We start from the raw sequence: 19,394 nt of genomic DNA, 5'->3' as shown, positions 1-19,394 counted from the left end.
TTAATTTTTCAGACACTGTGTAAGTGAAGATTTTGGTATCTTTCCGCCATACCAGACTAACGTTTTATGGCATTACGCAAAAGATTATTTCTTCTGCTCTCTGCAGCAGTATTCCCTTTCTTTGTCCATGCACAGTTCACGCATAAAATCAAGGCAGACAGTGTCCGTATTTACAATGACTCCTGTAATGCGGAACTGATACTGGAGAACAGCACAAGAAATGTAAGCGGTTTCCTGTTCAATACCGGTAACGGGCGGACGCAGTTTAAAAAAGCAGTGATTAAGCTGAACGACAGCAGTTTCCTGATCGGCGCAGATACATTACTGATCAAATCTGCAGATATATCCGGCACGAATAATTATGTAGCCAAATTTACCGGCACCAATCAGCTTCGCAACAGTAACATATACGATGATGGAAATTATGTTGGAATCGGTACCGCCACCCCGGGCAATTATGCGCTGGATGTTGCAGGACTGAACGGCATAAATGTCCGGGGCGTTACAGGCGGGGTTACTTATACTTCCAGGAGCGGAACCGGCAACAGCTGGGTAACCTACAATAATAACGGCAGCCTGTATTTTTATAATTCCGGCGCTGAGAAAGTAAGCTTCCTTTCTTCCGGTAACGTAGGCATCGGCACAACGGCAGATAATGGCAGTAAACTGCAGGTAGAAGGTGGAATTTCGCAAAAGAACATAACATCCTCGCTGATCAAAGCCAACAGTACTGGCGAACTTGTTGCAGCAATTTCAGGCGTGGATTATGCAACAACCGGCGATGCAGGTTTTATCCATAATGACACGAGCACAACCCAGTCAGGCGGTAAAGGATTTCGTTTGGGAACCGGCACAAAAGGATTTGTCGATACTGTCTATACAAAACAAGCGTATGTTGGCGGATTACAGGTTTATGGAAACGCTGATCTTAGTGCAAGGCCTGATAAATTATCACTGAATTACTATTCGCAATATGAACTAGGCGACCTCTTGCTACCACCTGGCAAAACATTATACATACAAAGATATGGTGACCCGGTTACCATTGGCAGCTTTGGTTCATTGAATGACGGAACAGTAACAACAATTAACAAGCTGACTTCCATTAATGATGGAGCTTTATCCTGGCTGGATAGTTATTCATTCCCAAGTTGGACAGGCAGCAACAACAGGATGATCTCTGTGATGACCGGAGGTACCGGCTATCTGTATACCAACAATAATCTTCCAATGCGTATCGGCATGGGAGGAAATGTGGGTATCGATAAATCTCCTACTACCAAACTTGATGTAAACGGCACAGGGAAATTCACAGATGCAATTGCTGCAGCATTATATGGCGGAAGCAATACAGGTGAAAACCTGTTTTTGGGCTCCACATCTCACACAACAAAAGGAAAGATCAACATTGCAAACACGCTATATATCGATGAAGTGAATGGGATTGCAGGTATCAATACTTCAACCCCCTCTTATGGCTTGCATGTTAATAAAGTCCGGAATACTGTTGGCATTGCATCAACCGGCATAGCCAATGACCAGGATGTTGCTTTCTATGCCGCTGGCGCTATTGGTCCGGGTAACGTATACCTGCTTACAGATAATATAGCTGCTTACGGTGAAGTGATTGCGTCCGTAAAAAATACACATAGTACGTATTGGGCGGCTAATGCATCCCTGCAGGCAATAGTAAACGGAGCATCAGCCGGAGATCCGTATGTATCTCTTGTTGTAAGCGGTCAGCAGGCATGGAGTGCAGGGATCGACAATTCCGATAATGACAAATTCAAAATCGGACCTAACTCAACACCTTCCGACGGAACTGCCGCGATAACAATTGACGTAGCCGGCAATACAGCGTTCGCGAATGCGATCACGGCAGCATCATTTTCAGGGGCAGGAACAGGTCTTACAGGAATTGCATCTGCACTCAACATCGGCGGAAACGCGGGTACGGTCACCAACGGCGTTTATACGACAGGCAACCAGACTATTGGCGGACAGAAAACATTCTCTAGTAATATAATCACTACAGGAACAGGCGTATTAGTTGCCCCATCAACGTCTACAAGTACCGCATTAATTCATCTTCTTAACGGCACAGATGGTTTTTCGATTGGAAAAGACAATGCCGCGGGAGACAATTTTGGGTTGGGAGCTTATGCTGCAAATATTTTTGTTCATGGCAAGCACAATCTTAATATTTCGACAAATGGAACATTACTCGCTACTTTTGACACTTCAGGCCGATACTGGAGTTACGCTCCTATACATAATGCAGCCACTCCTTACACCACAGGCGGCTTTAGCGTACTTGTAAAAAACAATATCTCACAACGATATGAAATAATTGGTAAAGAAACATTGCAATCATTCCTTGACCTCGGCTCAATGGCTTTTACTTCAACCGGCTCCTATCTCCCACTATCCGGCGGTACAATGTCCGGAAGTATTGCAAATACATTAACAGGAAGTACGGCAGCCCTGGACATGACAGGCGCTACCACATCTGAAAAGCGTGTAATTCACATTGGGTCTACCGGAACGGATTACTACCAGGGTATAGCTTCGTCAACTGGCTCATCACCTGTAAGTGGCACAACGGCATACCAGGCTTATTTCAGAAATGATCGGGGGTTTGCATTTGGAAACTCCACAGAATTCAAGTACACGATAGATGCATACGGCAATAATAAATGGACCGGAACAGGGGTATTCGGATGGGAGCCTCCTGTAAATTATTTTAATCCTTATCTGGCCGTTTCAAAAGCCAGTAATGATAAAGTATCGATTCAGGTATCCAATCAGGAGCTTACACCTACAGCCGGAGCTTATTATACTTCTGCCGCTTACGGGGGATCCTGGTATTGGGGTAATGGCTCTTCATCATCGGCTTACGGGAATGATTGGGTATTGGGATATGATATTTCCTCTTCATCCAATCCTCCTGTTATAAGAATCGCACCAGGATCAGGCAATACATCTTTTAACAGTACTGTCACGGCCAACTCCTTTATCAAATCCGGAGGCACATCTGCACAGTTCTTAAAAGCAGACGGCAGTACCGATAACGCGGCCTATCTCCCACTCACAGGCGGAACAATTACCGGCGGCCTCTGGGGAACAGGTGCCAGTTTTTCCAATACAGTTTTTTCAAAAGCGGGTGGTAATGACGACTATGCATACATCGCCTACAAAAATGGTTCAACTTCAAAGCTGGGGGCATTTTACCAGAACGGCACAGGCGACGGAAGCCTTTTACTCTTCAACACTACCGCCGATGCCGTTACCGTGCATTTAAACGGTGCCAATGGTTCTGCTTCGTTCGATGGAACCGTTACTGCTTCCGGCGTACCGCTCACTTCAGATGCACGACTCAAAAACATCATCTCGCGCAGCAATAGTAAAGACGGAATTGATATGGTCTCTTTCAAATGGAAAGACACGAAAAAAGGTACAGGACTCCAGTATGGCTATATTGCACAGGAAGTACAGAAGAAAATGCCCGATGCTATCTTTACCAATGATAAAACCGGTTATCTCAGCGTAGATTATACCCAGGTACACACGGTGAAAATAGACCAGCTTGAAAAGAAAGTTAAAGAGCTCGAAGAAATAATCACCAAACTCATGAGCGAACTGAAGAAATAACCGGTATTTCAATTCTAAAAAATAAGATAAACGGAGTGTTGTTCATTACAATGCTCCGTTTTATTTAAATACAATACCACTGTCCGATCTCTTGAAATAAACCGCAAAACATCCAATCCCCGCATCTAAAAAATTCCTACCTTTTCCTTTTAATATCTATTACCTGAACACTATCTAATCCTTGCTTATGAATACTCCCCTGCCCCGCCGTGATTTTATCCGCAACAGCAGTCTTGCCGGAATAGCTGCAGGACTTTCCCTTCCTGCACTTCAGGCACAGCATACAGAAAAAACGAATAAAGTTCGCATCGGCATGATCGGTGTAGGCTTACGTGGCCAGAACCACCTGAACATGATGCTGCAGCGCGATGATGTGGATGTGATCGCATTTGCAGATCCGGATACGCAAATGATCGCAGCGGCGCAACAGCAGGTCAGTAAAGCAGGCAAACCAGCGCCGGCAGTTTACAGCAATGGCAACAACGATTATAAAAATCTGCTCAAAAGAGACGATATAGACGCCGTAATCATTTCCACACCCTGGGAATGGCATGCCCCGCAGACAATAGATGCCATGCAGGCCGGAAAGATCCCGGGCGTGGAAGTATGCGGCGCTGTTAAACTACAGGATTGCTGGGATATTGTAAACGCAAGTGAAAAAACAAAAGTCCCGGTAATGATCCTTGAGAATGTATGTTACCGGCGCGATATCCTCGCTGTATACAATATGGTGCGCAAAGGCATGTTCGGGGAACTGCTGCACCTGCAGGGCGGTTATGAGCACGACCTGCGCGGTGTTAAATTCAACGATGGTATTACACCTTACAATTCCGGCGTTGAGTTCGGCCCGAAAGGTTACAGCGAAGCCCGCTGGCGTACACAGCATTCCGTAACAAGAAACGGAGAACTGTATCCCACACACGGACTAGGCCCTGCAGCCGTTATGCTCGATATCAACCGTGGCAACAGGCTTACACGTTTATCGTCCGTAGCTACCAAATCGCGCGGATTGCATAAATACATTACAGAACACCCGAAAGGCGGTAAAGATCATCCGAATGCAAAAGTTATATTCAAACTGGGCGATATCGTAACCACTCAATTACAGACGGCCAACGGCGAAACGATAGTGCTCACACACGATACCAACTCACCCCGCCCCTATAACCTCGGATTCAGGGTACAGGGTACACAGGGACTCTGGCAGGATTATCATGCAGGTGAATTCAGCGCCGGCATGCTGTATTTCGAAGGCACAAGCCCGAAAGCCCATCAATGGGAAAATCCTGAAAAATACATGCAGGAACACGATCATCCGCTCTGGAAAAAATATGAGAAACAGGCAGTCGGCGCAGGACATGGCGGCATGGATTTTTTCGTAGACCACGCTTTCATCGAATGTATCAAACGCAAAGCAGATTTTCCGCTCGATGTATACGATCTGGCCACCTGGTATGCGATCACGCCCTTATCTGAAAAATCGATTGCCGATGGCGGGCAGGTACAGAATATTCCTGATTTCACGCGCGGGAAATGGATGACACGTCAGCCTGTTTTCTGCCTGAATGATGATTATTAAAGCATATCACCTTGCAGTATGGCAACACTGGAATTACCATTATCGACAGAAACAGGCACGCTGGGCATTATGCACCTGAAACGCTACTGGCGTAAATGCATCGCGCAGCGAAACGGCAACATCGACCCTTCATTATCACAAAGTGAATGGAGCCTCGATATGGCGCTGCTCAGTGCCCTTGGCCTGGGGCTGCAGCCTACCCTGGACAAACTGTTTGGCCAGGTGCCATCTTTCGAAACATTCGAAGCATGGGTACTGGAGGTAAATGGCAGGCAACTGCAGACTGATACGGTTTCAAGGTTCAATCAACTGGTGGAATCCGGAAAGGTTTCTCCTGCACCGGATACAGATATTTCAGCAAATCCTTTCAGCGAAACCGATATGCAGTTCTGGGAAGAAAATGGTTATGTTATCTTACGCAACGCCGCAGAGCCTGCCGATTGCCGTGAAGCCGTAATCCTTATCTGCGAATATATCGGAGTGGATGAGCATGATCCTTCTACCTGGTATCGCCAGCATCCCGACAGGCTCGGCATCATGATCCAGTTATTCAAACATCCTGTACTCAACAGGATCCGTGCTTCGGCAAGGATTCGCGAAGCTTTTATGCAACTCTGGGGCAGGCGTGATATCTGGCTTTCAACCGACCGCGTTGGGTTCAATCCGCCCGAAACGGAATCGTGGAAATACCCGGGCGATAAACTGCATTGGGATGTGAGTCTCGAATTACCTATTCCCTTTTGTACCCAAGGCATATTATACCTCACGGATACAGCCGAAAACCAGGGCGCTTTTTCACTGGTTCCCGGCTTTCAGCACCGCATCGGAAACTGGCTGAACAGCCTGCCGCCCGAAGCAAATCCAAGGCAGGAGGATCTTTATGCATTGGGCGTTAAACCCATTGCCGCCAATGCCGGAGATCTGATCATCTGGCATCACGCCCTTCCGCATGCGAGCAGTCCGAATACTGCATCTGTACCGAGGTATGTGCAGTATATCAATTACCGGCCGGCCGACCTGGAAGTGAAAAAATGGCGTTAATGAATGCCGTTACAACCAACATTGCTTAACTTCATCAAAAAAGATATGGCAGCTGCTTACGATACCATGGTAGATGCACTGGCCGGTGCAAGGGAACGAGGTTATACAACTGATTTCAACATTGCATTCGACAAACTGAAATGCAGTACCACAGGCATTTGTCTGTCGCCCTCACAATTCGAGATCGTAGAATTCCATCGCTTTGAAGGCTTCACCAATCCTTCAGATTCCAGTATTGTTTATTTTGTTGAAGCAAAGGATGGAAACATGAAAGGTGTATTGGTAAGTGCTTACGGTACTTATGCAGATGCTGCAAGTGATGAAATGATCAGGAAGCTGTCCATGCACCACTAATGATACCCATTTTCCAATCTTCCTCTTAAAACTACTCCCATGTTGCAACGCAGGCGTTTTTTACAATTGGGCTCACTGGGCCTTTCGGCTTTTTCTTTAACGGGTTTCAGATCTGCGGCTGCAGTGCGGAAACCGATCGTGATCTCCACCTGGGATACCGGGATCGCAGCCAACCAGGCAGCCTGGAATGTGCTGTCGAAAGGCGGGCGGGCACTGGATGCGGTGGAACAGGGTGTAATGGTAACTGAATCATCGCTGAACTGCTGTGTAGGACTGGGCGCCAACCCAGACCGTGATGGCTATGTTACACTGGATGCATCGATCATGGATGAACATGCCAACTGTGGCAGCGTTGCTTACCTTGAGCGCATCAAACACCCGATCTCTGTGGCAAGAAGAGTGATGGAAAAAACACCGCATGTAATGCTGGCAGGCAGCGGCGCACAGCAGTTTGCCGTTTCAGAAGGTTTTCCGCTGGAACCGGCGCGTCTGTCTGATCAGGCAGAAAAAGAATATAAAAAATGGCTTGAAAAAAGTGAATATAAACCGGTGATCAACATCGAGAATACAAAGAGCCCGACAGCATTTGCACCGCAGAAATTATCAGACGGCAGCTGGAACCACGATACGATCGGTATGGTAGCCCTGGATGCTGCAGGAAATTTAAGCGGCAGCTGCACCACCAGCGGTATGGGTTTCAAAATGCGCGGCAGGATCGGTGATTCCCCGATCATTGGCGCGGGTCTTTTTGTAGACAATGAAGTAGGCGCTGCCACCGCAACCGGACAGGGTGAAGACGTGATCCGGATCTGCGGCTCGCATCTTGTGGTTGAACTGATGCGCCAGGGAAATTCGCCGGAACAGGCCTGCAAAAAAGCTGTGGAAAGGATTATTAAAATCAAGGGCAGTAAAGCGAAAGATATCCAGGTAGGCTTTATTGCTATCAATAAACAGGGAGAATATGGCGGCTACTGTATCCAGAAAGGATTCAGTTTTGCCGTTTGCTATGCTGATGATAAGAACTTCATGGTACAGGGGAAATACATACTTTAAACAGACCTGAAATGAGTTCACTTCTTGAAATAGCCGTGTTCAACATACAGGCGGCACTCACCGCAGCTGCGGCAGGTGCCGACCGGATAGAATTATGCGACAATGAAAATGACGGGGGCACTACCCCATCCTACGGCACACTGAAAATCGCGCGCGAACGCATCAGTCTGCCCGTATTCCCGATATTGCGGCCACGTGGCGGAGACTTCTTTTACAATGAAGAAGAATTTGAAGTGATGAAGAAAGACCTGCTGCTCTGCAAGGAACTGCAGTTCGAAGGAATTGTAACCGGCCTGTTGTTACAAAACGGGCAGATAGACACAGACCGGACGGCTCAGCTGGTAAACCTCGCCTATCCGATGGACGTCACTTTTCACCGCGCGTTCGACAGGGCAGTTAACCCCATCGAAGCCCTGGAAGATATTATCGGATGTGGTTGCAGCAGGATCCTGACCAGCGGACAGGTTCCCATGGCCTGGGATGGCCGCGAACTGATCAGGCACTTAACAGAGCAGGCCGGCGACCGCATTGTCATCATGCCCGGCAGCGGTGTGAGAAGTCATAACATCAAAGAATTACAGGCTTATACCGGCGCAACGGAATTGCATTCTTCCGCGAAAAAAAGTTATTCATCTTCCATGGAATACGAACAGGTATCGATGCAGGAAGAACTCACCAGCCCCGGCACAGATCCGGAGGAGATCAGGAACATGAAAGCTGCACTCAGATGAATATCCGCGAAGCCATACACGAAGAACATTCGCGGGAACAGGCATTGCGCGTAGCTGAATATGCCTGCACTTCCGCAAAACATTTCAAGGAACTCATGAAATGTTTTAACAGTAACGAAAGCCGCCTTGCGCAAAGAGCAGCATGGAGCGTAAGCTGGGCTGCAAGAAAAAAACCGGAAATGGTGATGCCGCACCTGGCAGATCTCGTGTCTGTACTCGAAAGAAAAGATACACATCCGGCCCTGATCAGGAATGCCGTAAGAGTACTCGAGGCAATAGATATCCCTGAAGCCTATCACGGCAAAGTCATGAACGCATGCTTCGGGTTTATCGAGAACCCTGCAACACCGGTGGCCATCAAAGCATTTTCGCTCACCACATTGTTCAACCTGTCCGTACGCTACCCGGATATCAGGCCAGAGCTGAAACTGATCATCGAAGAACGCATGCCGGAAGAATCTGCCGCATTCAAAGCAAGAGGCAGGAAGATACTCCAGCAGCTGCGCAGACAGTAACGCACATCTTCCCGTCTTACGTAATAAACATTTACTTAGGTTGCGTCATACTAAACCAGTTTCCGCAGCCATCGCTCATAACAGCTTCGGTACCGTAAAACTGTTCTTTGGGTTCGGATTTGAAAGAAACACCTTTTGCTTTTAATTCTTCATAGGTAGCCCGGCAATCGGGTGTGGTGAATACGCCGGCACCCATGATGCCTTTCTCCAGCAATAATTTTACAGCAGCGATGCTCTCCGCATCAAATCCGTCTTTGCCCTCTTTTGCCAGCATGCTTTCATGAAGTATCGGCATCAGCACGATCTCAAGCTCAGGCTGTTCGGGCGGATTTACGGTGAGCCAGCGGTAGCCGTTGTCCATAGTAGCATCGGTATTCACTTTGAAGCCAAGTTTGTTCACGTAGAAATTGTAGGCTTTATCCTGGTCCAGGACGAACAAGGTGGTGTGCGACATTTTGGTGATCATATCAATCGTTTTAGTTTTAGAACACTAAACTAAAAAAGCAGGTGCATATCCCTTTATCCGATCTTGCTATCCCTGGTCGATCGACAAGGATTCGATAAAACAATGCGGTATGAATTTTTTCGGCCTCAGCACCGCATCTTCTTTTTTCCGCAAAGCGATCTGTCTGTAACCGGCAGGTGTATGACCGTACCTTTTCCTGAACAAGTTACTGAAAGAAGGATGGCTTTCAAACCCGATACCGGCTGCCACTTCTGTGATAGGCGTTCCTGGTTCGCGTTCCAGCATGGTGCGGGCCGCTTCCATGCGGATCATGGTCAGGTATTCATGTGGTGTACGCCTGTAGATGCGTGTGAACAGGCGATGAAAATGGAACCTGGAGAAAAATGCCTGACGTGCCACATCCGCCAGGCAGATCGGCTCATGTAAATGGCCATCCATATACAGCTTTGCAGCAACTACACGTTGGTAAATGTCTTCAGACAGCATATTCTGCCAGGTATTGGTTAATAAAGCATTCTCACTTTAATGGTACCCTTTACATCTTTCAGCAGTTCCACCGCTTTGCGTGATAATTTTTTGTCGATGTCCAGCACCACATAACCGATCTCATCATTTGTTTTCAGGTACTGACCAACGATATTGATGTTATTGGCGGAAAGTGCCGTATTGATCGCACTCAGCACACCCGGGGTATTCTTGTGTATATGCAGGATGCGGTGCGCACCGTCTACCGGCGGCAGGCTGATAGCGGGTACGGTATGCGAGCCGTTGGTAATGCCCCTTTCGAGATACTGGAACAGTTTCATGCTCACATCTTCGCCGATATTCTGCTGTGCCTCTTCTGTTGAACCACCTATATGCGGAGTGAGGATCACATTGGATAAGCCCTGGAGCGGCGTTTCAAACTGATCGCCGTTCTTTTCAGGTTCCCACGGATATACATCCACTGCAGCACCGCTGAGTGCACCTTCTTTCAGTGCATTGCTCAGCACTTTCAGATCCACCACTTCGCCACGCGCATAATTGATGAGAATAGCACCCGGCTTGAACTGCTTGATATTGTTTTTATTGATCAGGTTCTTTGTAAGTCCGGTTTCCGGTACGTGCAGGGAAACAATATCCGATTTACCCAGCAGTTCCTTCATACTTTTAGCCGCAACTGCATTCCCCAGCGGTAATTTGGTTTCGGTATCGTAGAACATCACTTTCATACCGATCGCTTCAGCCAGCACACTCACCTGCGAGCCGATATTGCCATAGCCGACCAGTCCGAGTGTTTTGCCCCGCAGTTCATAGCTTCCGCTTGCATCCTTCATCCAGATACCGGCATGTGCAGCTTTGTTTTTGTCTGGTATGCGCCTGATGAGCATGATCGACGAACCGATCACCAGCTCGGCCACACTGCGGGTATTGCTGTACGGCGCGTTGAATACCGTAACACCGGCCCTGGTGGCGGCTTTCAGGTCTACCTGGTTAACACCGATACAGAAACAGCCCACTGCCTGTAGTTTGGGGGCGGCGGCCAGTACTTTTTCGGTCACTTTTGTCTTGGAACGGATCCCAAGCAGGTGAACATCTTTGATCTCGCGGATCAGGTCATCTTCGCTCAGCGCGCCGGAAAGTTTCTTCACATTCACGTAACCATTGCTTTTGAACTGTGCAACGGCTTTATCGCTGATATTTTCAAGAAAAAGGATATTGATCTTCTCTTTGGGGTAAGAAGTGCTTGCTTGCTTGCTCATGCCTGCGAAAATAAATGTTATTTGAATGCACACAATGGAGATAGTTTTCCACGAAGGTTGGCAGCCTATGGGGCGGGAACTATATTTGCCGTTCTTGTTTAGTTAGTTGAAAATCCAGATATAATGCTTCGTGTGATGATGATAAGTTTCCTCCCGGTCCTTTTACTGGCTTGCGGTTCACCTGCAGAAAAGAAAAAAGATACCGTACCTCAGTCCAGCCCTGTACAATTCTCCGCCCTTTCTCCCAAACAGAAAGCTTATTATGAAAGTGCTATAAAACCGCTGTATAAGTCCATGCTCGAACGAACCGGCTTCAACGGCAGCATACTGCTGGCTAAAAACGGCGAGGTCGTTTTTGAGGATTATCGTGGTTATGCCAACCTGTCTACCAAAGAACCCATTACCGAATCGACCACTTTCCATGTGGCTTCCGTTTCCAAAACATTTACAGCATCGGTGATCCTGCGTATGATGGAACAGGGCCGACTGCAATTATCGGATCCGGTTGAAAAATACATTCCCACTTTTCCTTACGCCAATATCACCATCAAAGACCTGCTTACCCACCGCAGCGGCCTTCCCAAATACGATCATTTCATGGATAATACCCGTACAGAAGTAACCCGGGTAAAGAATAAGAAAGGAAGATGGGTCACCCGTACCAAAACCTACAGAATACCGGTGCAGGTAAGCGGCTTTGCAACCAACTATACCGTATTGCAATATATGATCGACAAAAGGCCGCCGATCGAAGCACTGCCAAACCGCAGATACAATTATTGCAATACCAATTATGCCATGCTGGCCCTGGTAATAGAGAAGATCAGCGGTCTGAGCTACCCCAAATATATGCAGGACAGCGTGTTCCGCCCCCTGAATATGCAGCACAGCTTTGTTTTCAGCATTGCAGATACTGCTAATTACCAGCCTTCCTATAATTATAACAATAGTGTGTTCAAGCTCGACAAGCTGGATTGTGTGTATGGCGATAAAAACGTATATAGCACCGTCCGCGATCTCCTGCAATGGGATAAAGCGCTGTATGAGGGCACATTCATCAAACCGGAGACCCAGCAACTCGCCTACCAGCCCTACAGCCATGAAACCAGGGGTGTCCGTAATTACGGACTGGGCTGGCACCTGGTGCTCAATCCCGGAGAACCGCCGGTAATTTATCACAACGGCTGGTGGCATGGCAATAATGCCGTGTTCAAAAGGATGATCACAGATACGGCAACCGTTATTATCCTGGGTAACAAGTTCAACCGGAATATATGGGCGGCCGGCAAAATGAGCTCGGCGCTGACGGGAAAAGCCGATACAACCCAGGTAGAGACAGACCAGTAAAACGGCCCGGACAGGCTAAAATCGGGTCCGCTAACGTTTTTACCGTTTTCCCCCTATTTTTGCAGACTTCTAAACAAAATAACCATACTACCAGACATTTACCGCTTATGGACAAGATCTTGTTTTACGCCGTTCCGGCAATGGGAGTTATAGGTCTCCTGTACACATTCATCAAATTCAACTGGGTTTCCAAACAGGATGCGGGTAATGAACGCATGAAAGAGATCAGTACCTATATCGCAGAAGGCGCCATGGCGTTCCTGAAAGCGGAATGGAAGATCCTTGCCTATTTCGTTGTTATTGTGGCCCTGCTGCTGGGTGTTATGGCCAACAGTAACCCGCATTCACACTGGTCCATTTCACTTGCATTTGTTCTCGGTGCCGTTTGCAGTGCCGTAGCAGGATATATAGGTATGAAAGCGGCAACCAAAGCCAATGTGCGTACGGCACAGGCCGCGCGTACCAGCCTTTCGCAGGCGCTTAAGGTATCTTTTACCGGCGGTGCTGTAATGGGTTTGGGTGTTGCAGGGCTGGCAGTACTTGGTCTGGGTTCGGTTTACCTGATCCTCAAAGCTATGTTCGCGCCGGAAGCGGCAGCCAATTCAGACGAAATGCTCCGTACCATTGAGGTGCTGACCGGCTTTTCGCTGGGAGCAGAATCGATTGCACTGTTTGCACGCGTGGGCGGTGGTATCTACACCAAAGCTGCCGATGTGGGAGCCGATCTGGTAGGTAAAGTAGAAGCAGGTATTCCGGAAGATGATCCGCGCAACCCGGCAACCATTGCCGATAACGTGGGTGATAACGTGGGTGACGTTGCAGGTATGGGCGCCGATCTGTTCGGTTCTTATGTGGCAACCGTACTGGCAACCATGGTACTCGGACAAGAAACCATGTCCCAGGATCAGTTTGGCGGCTACGCTCCGATCCTCCTGCCGATGCTGATCGCAGGTGTAGGTATCCTTTTCTCTATTATCGGAACATTCTTTGTACGTATCAGCGATTCAGCAGGCATCAATACTTCCAGTGTACAGAAAGCCCTCAACATGGGTAACTGGGGTTCTATTATACTTACTGCTGCGGCATGTGCGGGACTGGTATTCTATATCCTGCCTGAAACCATGAGTCTCCGCGGACTGGAATTTACCCGTAACGGCGTATTCGGCGCTATCCTGGTGGGTCTTGCAGTAGGAACGCTGATGAGCATCATCACAGAATATTATACAGCAATGGGCAAGCGTCCGGTGCTGTCTATCATACGTCAGTCTTCAACCGGCCATGCAACCAATGTGATCGGAGGTCTGGCTGTAGGTATGGAATCAACCTGTCTCCCGATCCTGGTCCTCGCAGGAGGTATCTGGGGCTCTTACGAGTGCGCGGGACTGTACGGCGTGGCGATCGCTGCGGCGGGTATGATGGCAACCACTGCAATGCAGCTGGCCATCGATGCATTCGGTCCGATTGCGGATAACGCAGGTGGTATTGCAGAAATGAGTGAGCTGCCTAAAGAAGTACGTGAGAAAACCGATGTGCTGGATGCAGTAGGAAACACTACCGCAGCAACCGGTAAAGGTTTTGCCATTGCCTCTGCAGCGCTTACTGCCCTTGCCCTGTTTGCAGCTTTCGTAGGTGTTGCAGGTATCCAGGGTATCGATATTTACAAAGCAAAAGTGCTGGCAACCCTGTTTGTGGGTGCAATGATACCATTGATCTTCTCGTCACTGGCCATACGCGCCGTGGGTGAAGCCGCAATGGCCATGGTGGAAGAAGTCCGCCGCCAGTTCCGCACCATCAAAGGCATCATGGACGGTACAGGAAAACCGGAGTACGATAAATGTGTGGCCATTTCAACCGATGCATCCATCAAAAAGATGATGTTGCCCGGTGCGATCGCTATCGTTTCTCCCATTATCATCGGTTTCCTGATGGGCCCTGAAGCGCTGGGTGGTTTCCTTGCAGGCGCTACTGTTAGCGGTGTGTTGATGGGTATGTTCCAGAATAACGCCGGTGGTGCATGGGATAATGCCAAAAAATCATTCGAGAAAGGTGTAGAGATCAACGGTGAGATGTATTACAAGAAATCAGAGCCGCATAAAGCATCTGTAACCGGAGATACCGTAGGCGATCCTTTTAAAGATACGTCAGGTCCTTCTATGAACATCCTCATTAAACTGATGTCGATCGTATCACTTGTTATCGCGCCAACACTGGCAAGAATGCATGGTACCGATCATACCGCTGCAAAGCAGGCTGTAAAACAGGCTAACACTGCCGCAGCTCAAACAACAACCGGTAAAACGGTTGCGTACACTTCAGGTATCAGCAAATAAAAAATCGACTTTACCATACACAAAGCCCGTTAATCATAACGGGCTTTGTTATTTTAACTACCGGACTTATACTTGTAAATAAAAAACATGCAGTATTCCAAGGCAATCCTGTTCACGGCCCTGTTGATTCTTTTACAGGCCTGCACTAATTCTCCCAAAGCCGAAGAACAAACCGGTGCAGATACGATCAGGACAAGCAGTTATGACAAGCTTTCCCCCATACGCGAAAAAGTGAAGGAAAGTCCCGTGGCATCCGTAAGCAGCCCGGTACCCGATGATCTGAACCAGTGGAAGTTTGCCGTACAGGTTTACCAGACAGAAAAACGCTTCACTTTCCTGGTAAGGATGCAATACAAGGAACTGCGCGCCTCCGATTCTCTTGTTATCCCCAACTTGGGATTGGAACCGGTAGTTGAGATCCGGAAAGGCAGTACGCCGATGTCGTGCATTATCGGCTTCCTGGACAAAAAACAAATGTTTATGCCCTATAAGAAAGTAAGCGTAAACAAAGAAAAATTATCCTTTACCACCATACAGCATTATAATGTAGGCACTTATAAAACCGTAAAAAAGTAGCCTGCCGCTGGTCAAACTTTATTTTTTGTTTTACGAACAAAATCGTAAGTTGCATACGAATTAAATCGTAATAGCATATGTCGAAGCAGATCAAACCAACGGAAAGTGAACTGGAAATACTGCGGATCTTGTGGGATAAGGGTACAGCCACTGTGCGTGAAGTACATGAAGTGCTGAGCGAGCATAAGGAAGCCGGTTATACCACTACCCTTAAGCTGATGCAGATCATGTTTGAGAAAGGCATTGTAGCACGCGACGACAGCAGCAAAACCCATATCTACAGCGCCGCCATTACCCGGGAAAGTACACAGCAGCAGCTGGTAGGTAAAATGATCAATTCCCTGTTCGGCGGTTCTTCTACCCAGCTTGTAATGCAGGCGCTGGGTAATCACGCGCCTAACCAGGATGAACTGGCGGAAATTCAGAAGCTACTGGATAACCTGAAAAAACAATAATCTAACAATAATCTATGCCATCGCTGTTCCAATCATCCTTCCTGCAGGCCCTTGGTTGCGCTATAGCCAACAGTCTCTGGCAAATGGCGTTGTTATGGCTTGTATACATTGCCGTTTCTTTTATAGCCAGATTCCAGGCGGCCAATAAATACAAACTGGCCGTATGTGTACAGCTGACCGGGTTCGCCTGGTTCCTGGTTACCCTGAGGTTTTACCATATCGCTTACAAGGAAGTATTGCTTGAATCAGGCTCTTTGCAGGAACGCATCAGCCCGGTTGTTTACAGCAACACCGGTTTCCGTTCCCAACTGATCGCATGGATGGTAAAAGCGGAACAGCTGCTTCCCTATCTTTCTGTAGCCTATCTTTTCCTGATACTTTTTTTATTTATCCGCTGGATGGTTGCATACCGTCAGCTGCGCTCCATACGTACAGACGGCACGCAAAAGATCCCTGTGAACTGGCGTCTTTTTGTTCGCCGCGTGGCCGAACAGCTTGGCATTAAAAAAGAAGTGCAGATACTGCTTTCCGATAAAGTTCATACACCACTTACCATCGGCTTCTTCAAGCCACTGATCCTTGTGCCGTTGGCCAGCATTAACCACCTGAGTACAGAGCAGATGGAAGCTGTGATCCTGCATGAACTGGCGCATATCAAACGTTATGATTATATCGTGAACATTTTTTTATCGGTAGTGGAAATATCATTGTTCTTTAATCCTTTCACTCAACTGATCAGCAAATCGATCAAAAAGGAAAGGGAAAACAGCTGCGACGACTGGGTATTGCAATTCCAGTACAGCGCACCGGTTTATGCTGAAGCATTATTACGCATTGCAAGTCTGCAGAAAGCACCCGCATTTGCCATGACAGCCGCAAGGAATGAACACGAACTCCTCGGCAGGGTTAAACGCATGATCGGGCATAAAGAACAATCCTTCAATTACCGCAAACAATTACTTTCCTTATTCCTGGTAACAGGTATATTAAGTTCCATCGCATGGCTGAGTCCGGATAACAGGAACCGCCAGGCTCCAACGACTGCGGTTGCAGTAAGAGAAGACAACGAGCAGCGCCAGGCTGTTGCTGTTGAACCGATGGCTGTACAGGTAAACAATCCACTCTTCAACCCGGTATTTTTCCTCAATGAACCGTTACGGAAAGAGATCAAGGAAAACCTTGCACAGGCAGCACGTGAAATCCATTCCTCGGCAGATAGTATTGCTATGATCCAGCCGCTGGTGGCGGGGGCCTTAAGCATCGCATCGCGCGAGCTGGAAAAAGCCAACTGGGAAAAAGAATTAAAGCGTATCAATCAGGCAACCGATATCGGTTCCATCAAGATCGACACCGAAGAACTAATTGCCCCGATGATACAGGTTCCTTTAAAACTCGGTATCGCCAAATCAATTGAGGGCATTGAAGCCGGTCTGAAAAATGTAAAAATGGACATCGCTGCCAAAGCGGGTAAGGAAGCTGCACTTGCCGGTATTGAAGACGAAAACCTCAAACAGGGCCTGCGTGCGGCTTTTGAACAGATCGAAAAACTGGAACTGGATAAGATCGTAGGCGATGCGCTGCGGGGTGTTCCCGACAAGATCGATCTCCCCGCACTGATCAAAGCGTCTAAACAAAAAGCCGCTGACAAAAAAAATAATACAACTCCTGCCGTACAGCAAATACCATTATCAGAAATTGAACAGGAGAAAAAAACAACTCCGGTACTGAAAGAAGTAACGCCTGCGGATAAAAAGAAATACCAGTTGCCGGCAGATAAAAACACCAGCGCTATCCTTATCGACTTCAAAGAGAACATGGCTTCGCTGATCAATGCGACGATCGAAGCGAAAACTACGACTCAGCTGAACCTGCAGATCAGCCAGGTCAATATCAATTTTTAACACGCGTATTACGCAGTTCCAGCAGATTGAGTGCGTTAGGTGAAAACCCTGTTACTTCTTTCTGCACGAGGTGAATAGCCATATCATACCAGATCGGTATCACAGGTGCATCATTGATTACGATCTGGTCCATCTGGCGGTACAGGTTGTAGCGCAGCGAATCATTCGTTTCCAGTAAAGCACGTTCATACAATTCATCAAAGGCCGGATTCTGATAACGCGTATAATTCGGCGGTGCCGGGTTTTTGCTGTAGAACATCGCCATATAATTTTCTGCATCGGGATAATCCGCTATCCAGCTACCGCGGAAGAACAAGGCCTGCGATTTGGCGGTCTGTTCCAGCAGCAGGCTTTTCTGTATCACTTCCACCTGCACCGTAATCCCTACTTCTTCCAGCTGGCGTGCAATAAAACTCCCGATATCCGCATAAATAGGGATCGTGAGCAATTTGATCGCCGGCAGTCCTTTTCCATCGGGGAAGCCTGCTTCCGCCAGGAGTTTCCGCGCTTTTCCCGGATCGTAGGCATAACCTTTTACCAGCTCTGCATTCCTCGACGGCAGTCCGCCCGGAACAAAACCTGCTGTTGCCGGTATTCCGATCGAATTACGCATATACATCATCAGCTGCACCCGGTTGATCGCATAGTTCATTGCCTGGCGCACTGCCTTGATTCGCGTTGGTGCTGCTTTTACCAGCGGGTTATCTTTATCTACCAGGATACCCAGGTATTCCGTATTCAAGTATGCATGTTTTTTCAGGAGGATCTTTCCTTCCCATTCTTTTCGCAGGTCGCCATGCCTTGTCAGGATCTCATCCTTGAACGACGGATCGATATCATTCACAAAACTCAGTCCCCCCTGCCTGAATTGCAGGAACTCCGTGGCTTTATTATCGAAGAATGTGACTTTAACCGCGTCGAGATAAGGTAAATGCCTGCCGGTGCTGTCCTGCTCCCAGTATTTGTCGTTCTTCAGCAATACCAGCGCCTCGCCCTCTTCCCAGGATTTAAACCGGAAAGGTCCGCTGCCACAGGGATTCCGCCTGAAATCCTTCCCGTATTTTTCAACCGCTTCATGCGGAACAATGCTGCAGTACTGCATGCTCAGGATACCCATGATCGGGTGGAATGGCTGCTGCAATTGTAATCTGAACGTGGAATCATCTACGGCTGTAAATGCCTTTACTGAATCTACCCTGCCGTTGAAGATCCAGGCGCCGCTGCTGGCCGTAGCTTTATCCATGATCCGGCTGAAACTGTATGCCACATCAGCCGCTACCAGCTTACGGCCTTTGCCACCCGGGAAGATGTCATTATCATGAAAAAAAACATCATTCCGCAGGTGAAAAGTATAGGTGAGCCTGTCGCCGCTTACTTCCCAGCTTTTGGCAACCGAGGGTACAATATTCAGTCCGCTGTCTATTTCCACCAATGTATTGTACAACTGGTGTACGGCCCACATGATCGACTGGTTCTTGGCAAAAGCCGGGTCGAGCGTGGCAATGCCTGTGGTTTCATTATAGGTAAATACTTCTTTCCCGCTGCTTTTGCGTTCAGAGCAGCCTGCGAGTAACGCTCCGCAGAGGCAAAGTGCCCAGAGAAATCCTGCAGTTTTTCCTTCGTTCCTTTTTATCCTATTGTTTCCGATCATAC

At 48.0% G+C, this 19,394-nt stretch carries 16 protein-coding genes; 12 read left to right on the top strand and 4 right to left on the bottom strand.

Translation table 11 applies throughout. The features are described from left to right. Positions 1 to 66 precede the first annotated feature (66 nt). From B5D42_RS11730 to B5D42_RS11700, 7 genes are all read left to right on the top strand, one after another. Entirely contained in the window at positions 67 to 3,651 is a 3,585-nt protein-coding gene (locus B5D42_RS11730; protein WP_078831702.1) for a tail fiber domain-containing protein, read from the top strand. Positions 3,652 to 3,838: 187 nt separating this feature from the next. Next, on the top strand, positions 3,839 to 5,230 hold the full coding sequence (locus tag B5D42_RS11725; protein ID WP_176112992.1) for a Gfo/Idh/MocA family protein: 1,392 nt from the start codon (positions 3,839 to 3,841) through the stop codon (positions 5,228 to 5,230). 18 nt (positions 5,231 to 5,248) lie between these two features. Further along, positions 5,249 to 6,271, top strand: a complete 1,023-nt coding sequence (locus B5D42_RS11720; protein WP_078831701.1) for a phytanoyl-CoA dioxygenase family protein — start codon at positions 5,249 to 5,251, stop codon at positions 6,269 to 6,271. Between the two features lie 3 nt (positions 6,272 to 6,274). Next, positions 6,275 to 6,625 carry a hypothetical protein gene (locus B5D42_RS11715; RefSeq protein WP_078831700.1) on the top strand — a complete coding sequence of 117 codons (351 nt, stop codon included), beginning with the start codon at positions 6,275 to 6,277 and terminating at the stop codon, positions 6,623 to 6,625. 39 nt (positions 6,626 to 6,664) lie between these two features. Further along, on the top strand, positions 6,665 to 7,678 hold the full coding sequence (locus B5D42_RS11710) for an isoaspartyl peptidase/L-asparaginase family protein (RefSeq protein WP_078831699.1): 1,014 nt from the start codon (positions 6,665 to 6,667) through the stop codon (positions 7,676 to 7,678). Between the two features lie 11 nt (positions 7,679 to 7,689). Then, positions 7,690 to 8,409, top strand: coding sequence for a copper homeostasis protein CutC (locus B5D42_RS11705; RefSeq protein ID WP_078831698.1), 720 nt, complete (start codon positions 7,690 to 7,692; stop codon positions 8,407 to 8,409). After that, positions 8,406 to 8,924, top strand: a complete 519-nt coding sequence (locus B5D42_RS11700) for a HEAT-like fold family protein (RefSeq protein WP_078831697.1) — start codon at positions 8,406 to 8,408, stop codon at positions 8,922 to 8,924. Before B5D42_RS11705 ends, B5D42_RS11700 begins: the two co-directional genes overlap by 4 nt. A gap of 31 nt (positions 8,925 to 8,955) precedes the next feature. Here B5D42_RS11700 and B5D42_RS11695 read toward each other — a convergent pair whose 3' ends face one another. From B5D42_RS11695 to serA, 3 genes are all read right to left on the bottom strand, one after another. Then, positions 8,956 to 9,390, bottom strand: coding sequence for a VOC family protein (locus tag B5D42_RS11695; RefSeq protein WP_078831696.1), 435 nt, complete (start codon positions 9,388 to 9,390; stop codon positions 8,956 to 8,958). A 66-nt stretch (positions 9,391 to 9,456) separates the two neighbouring features. Next, positions 9,457 to 9,876, bottom strand: a complete 420-nt coding sequence (locus B5D42_RS11690) for a helix-turn-helix transcriptional regulator (protein WP_078831695.1) — start codon at positions 9,874 to 9,876, stop codon at positions 9,457 to 9,459. A gap of 17 nt (positions 9,877 to 9,893) precedes the next feature. Further along, on the bottom strand, positions 9,894 to 11,132 hold the full coding sequence (gene serA, locus B5D42_RS11685; protein WP_078831694.1) for a phosphoglycerate dehydrogenase: 1,239 nt from the start codon (positions 11,130 to 11,132) through the stop codon (positions 9,894 to 9,896). Positions 11,133 to 11,267: 135 nt separating this feature from the next. On the opposite strand from serA, the gene B5D42_RS11680 reads away from it, so the two are divergent. The 5 genes from B5D42_RS11680 to B5D42_RS11660 all read left to right on the top strand — a co-directional run bounded on the left by B5D42_RS11680 (position 11,268) and on the right by B5D42_RS11660 (position 17,741). Beyond that, a complete protein-coding gene (locus tag B5D42_RS11680; protein ID WP_176112991.1) occupies positions 11,268 to 12,479 on the top strand; it encodes a serine hydrolase domain-containing protein in 1,212 nt (403 codons plus the stop codon). A 107-nt stretch (positions 12,480 to 12,586) separates the two neighbouring features. After that, positions 12,587 to 14,809 carry a sodium-translocating pyrophosphatase gene (locus B5D42_RS11675; protein WP_078831692.1) on the top strand — a complete coding sequence of 741 codons (2,223 nt, stop codon included), beginning with the start codon at positions 12,587 to 12,589 and terminating at the stop codon, positions 14,807 to 14,809. A gap of 87 nt (positions 14,810 to 14,896) precedes the next feature. Continuing rightward, entirely contained in the window at positions 14,897 to 15,385 is a 489-nt protein-coding gene (locus B5D42_RS11670) for a hypothetical protein (RefSeq protein ID WP_078831691.1), read from the top strand. 77 nt (positions 15,386 to 15,462) lie between these two features. Beyond that, positions 15,463 to 15,840 carry a BlaI/MecI/CopY family transcriptional regulator gene (locus B5D42_RS11665; protein WP_078831690.1) on the top strand — a complete coding sequence of 126 codons (378 nt, stop codon included), beginning with the start codon at positions 15,463 to 15,465 and terminating at the stop codon, positions 15,838 to 15,840. 14 nt (positions 15,841 to 15,854) lie between these two features. Next, positions 15,855 to 17,741, top strand: a complete 1,887-nt coding sequence (locus tag B5D42_RS11660; RefSeq protein ID WP_078831689.1) for a M56 family metallopeptidase — start codon at positions 15,855 to 15,857, stop codon at positions 17,739 to 17,741. On the opposite strand, the gene B5D42_RS11655 is transcribed toward B5D42_RS11660, so the two are convergent. Then, on the bottom strand, positions 17,731 to 19,392 hold the full coding sequence (locus B5D42_RS11655) for an ABC transporter substrate-binding protein (RefSeq protein WP_078831688.1): 1,662 nt from the start codon (positions 19,390 to 19,392) through the stop codon (positions 17,731 to 17,733). The genes B5D42_RS11660 and B5D42_RS11655 overlap by 11 nt on opposite strands. Positions 19,393 to 19,394: the final 2 nt, after the last annotated feature.

Source organism: Sediminibacterium ginsengisoli, from assembly GCF_900167075.1.
Lineage (GTDB): Bacteria > Bacteroidota > Bacteroidia > Chitinophagales > Chitinophagaceae > Sediminibacterium > Sediminibacterium ginsengisoli.
This window is presented reverse-complemented; position numbering and strand designations above follow the sequence as displayed.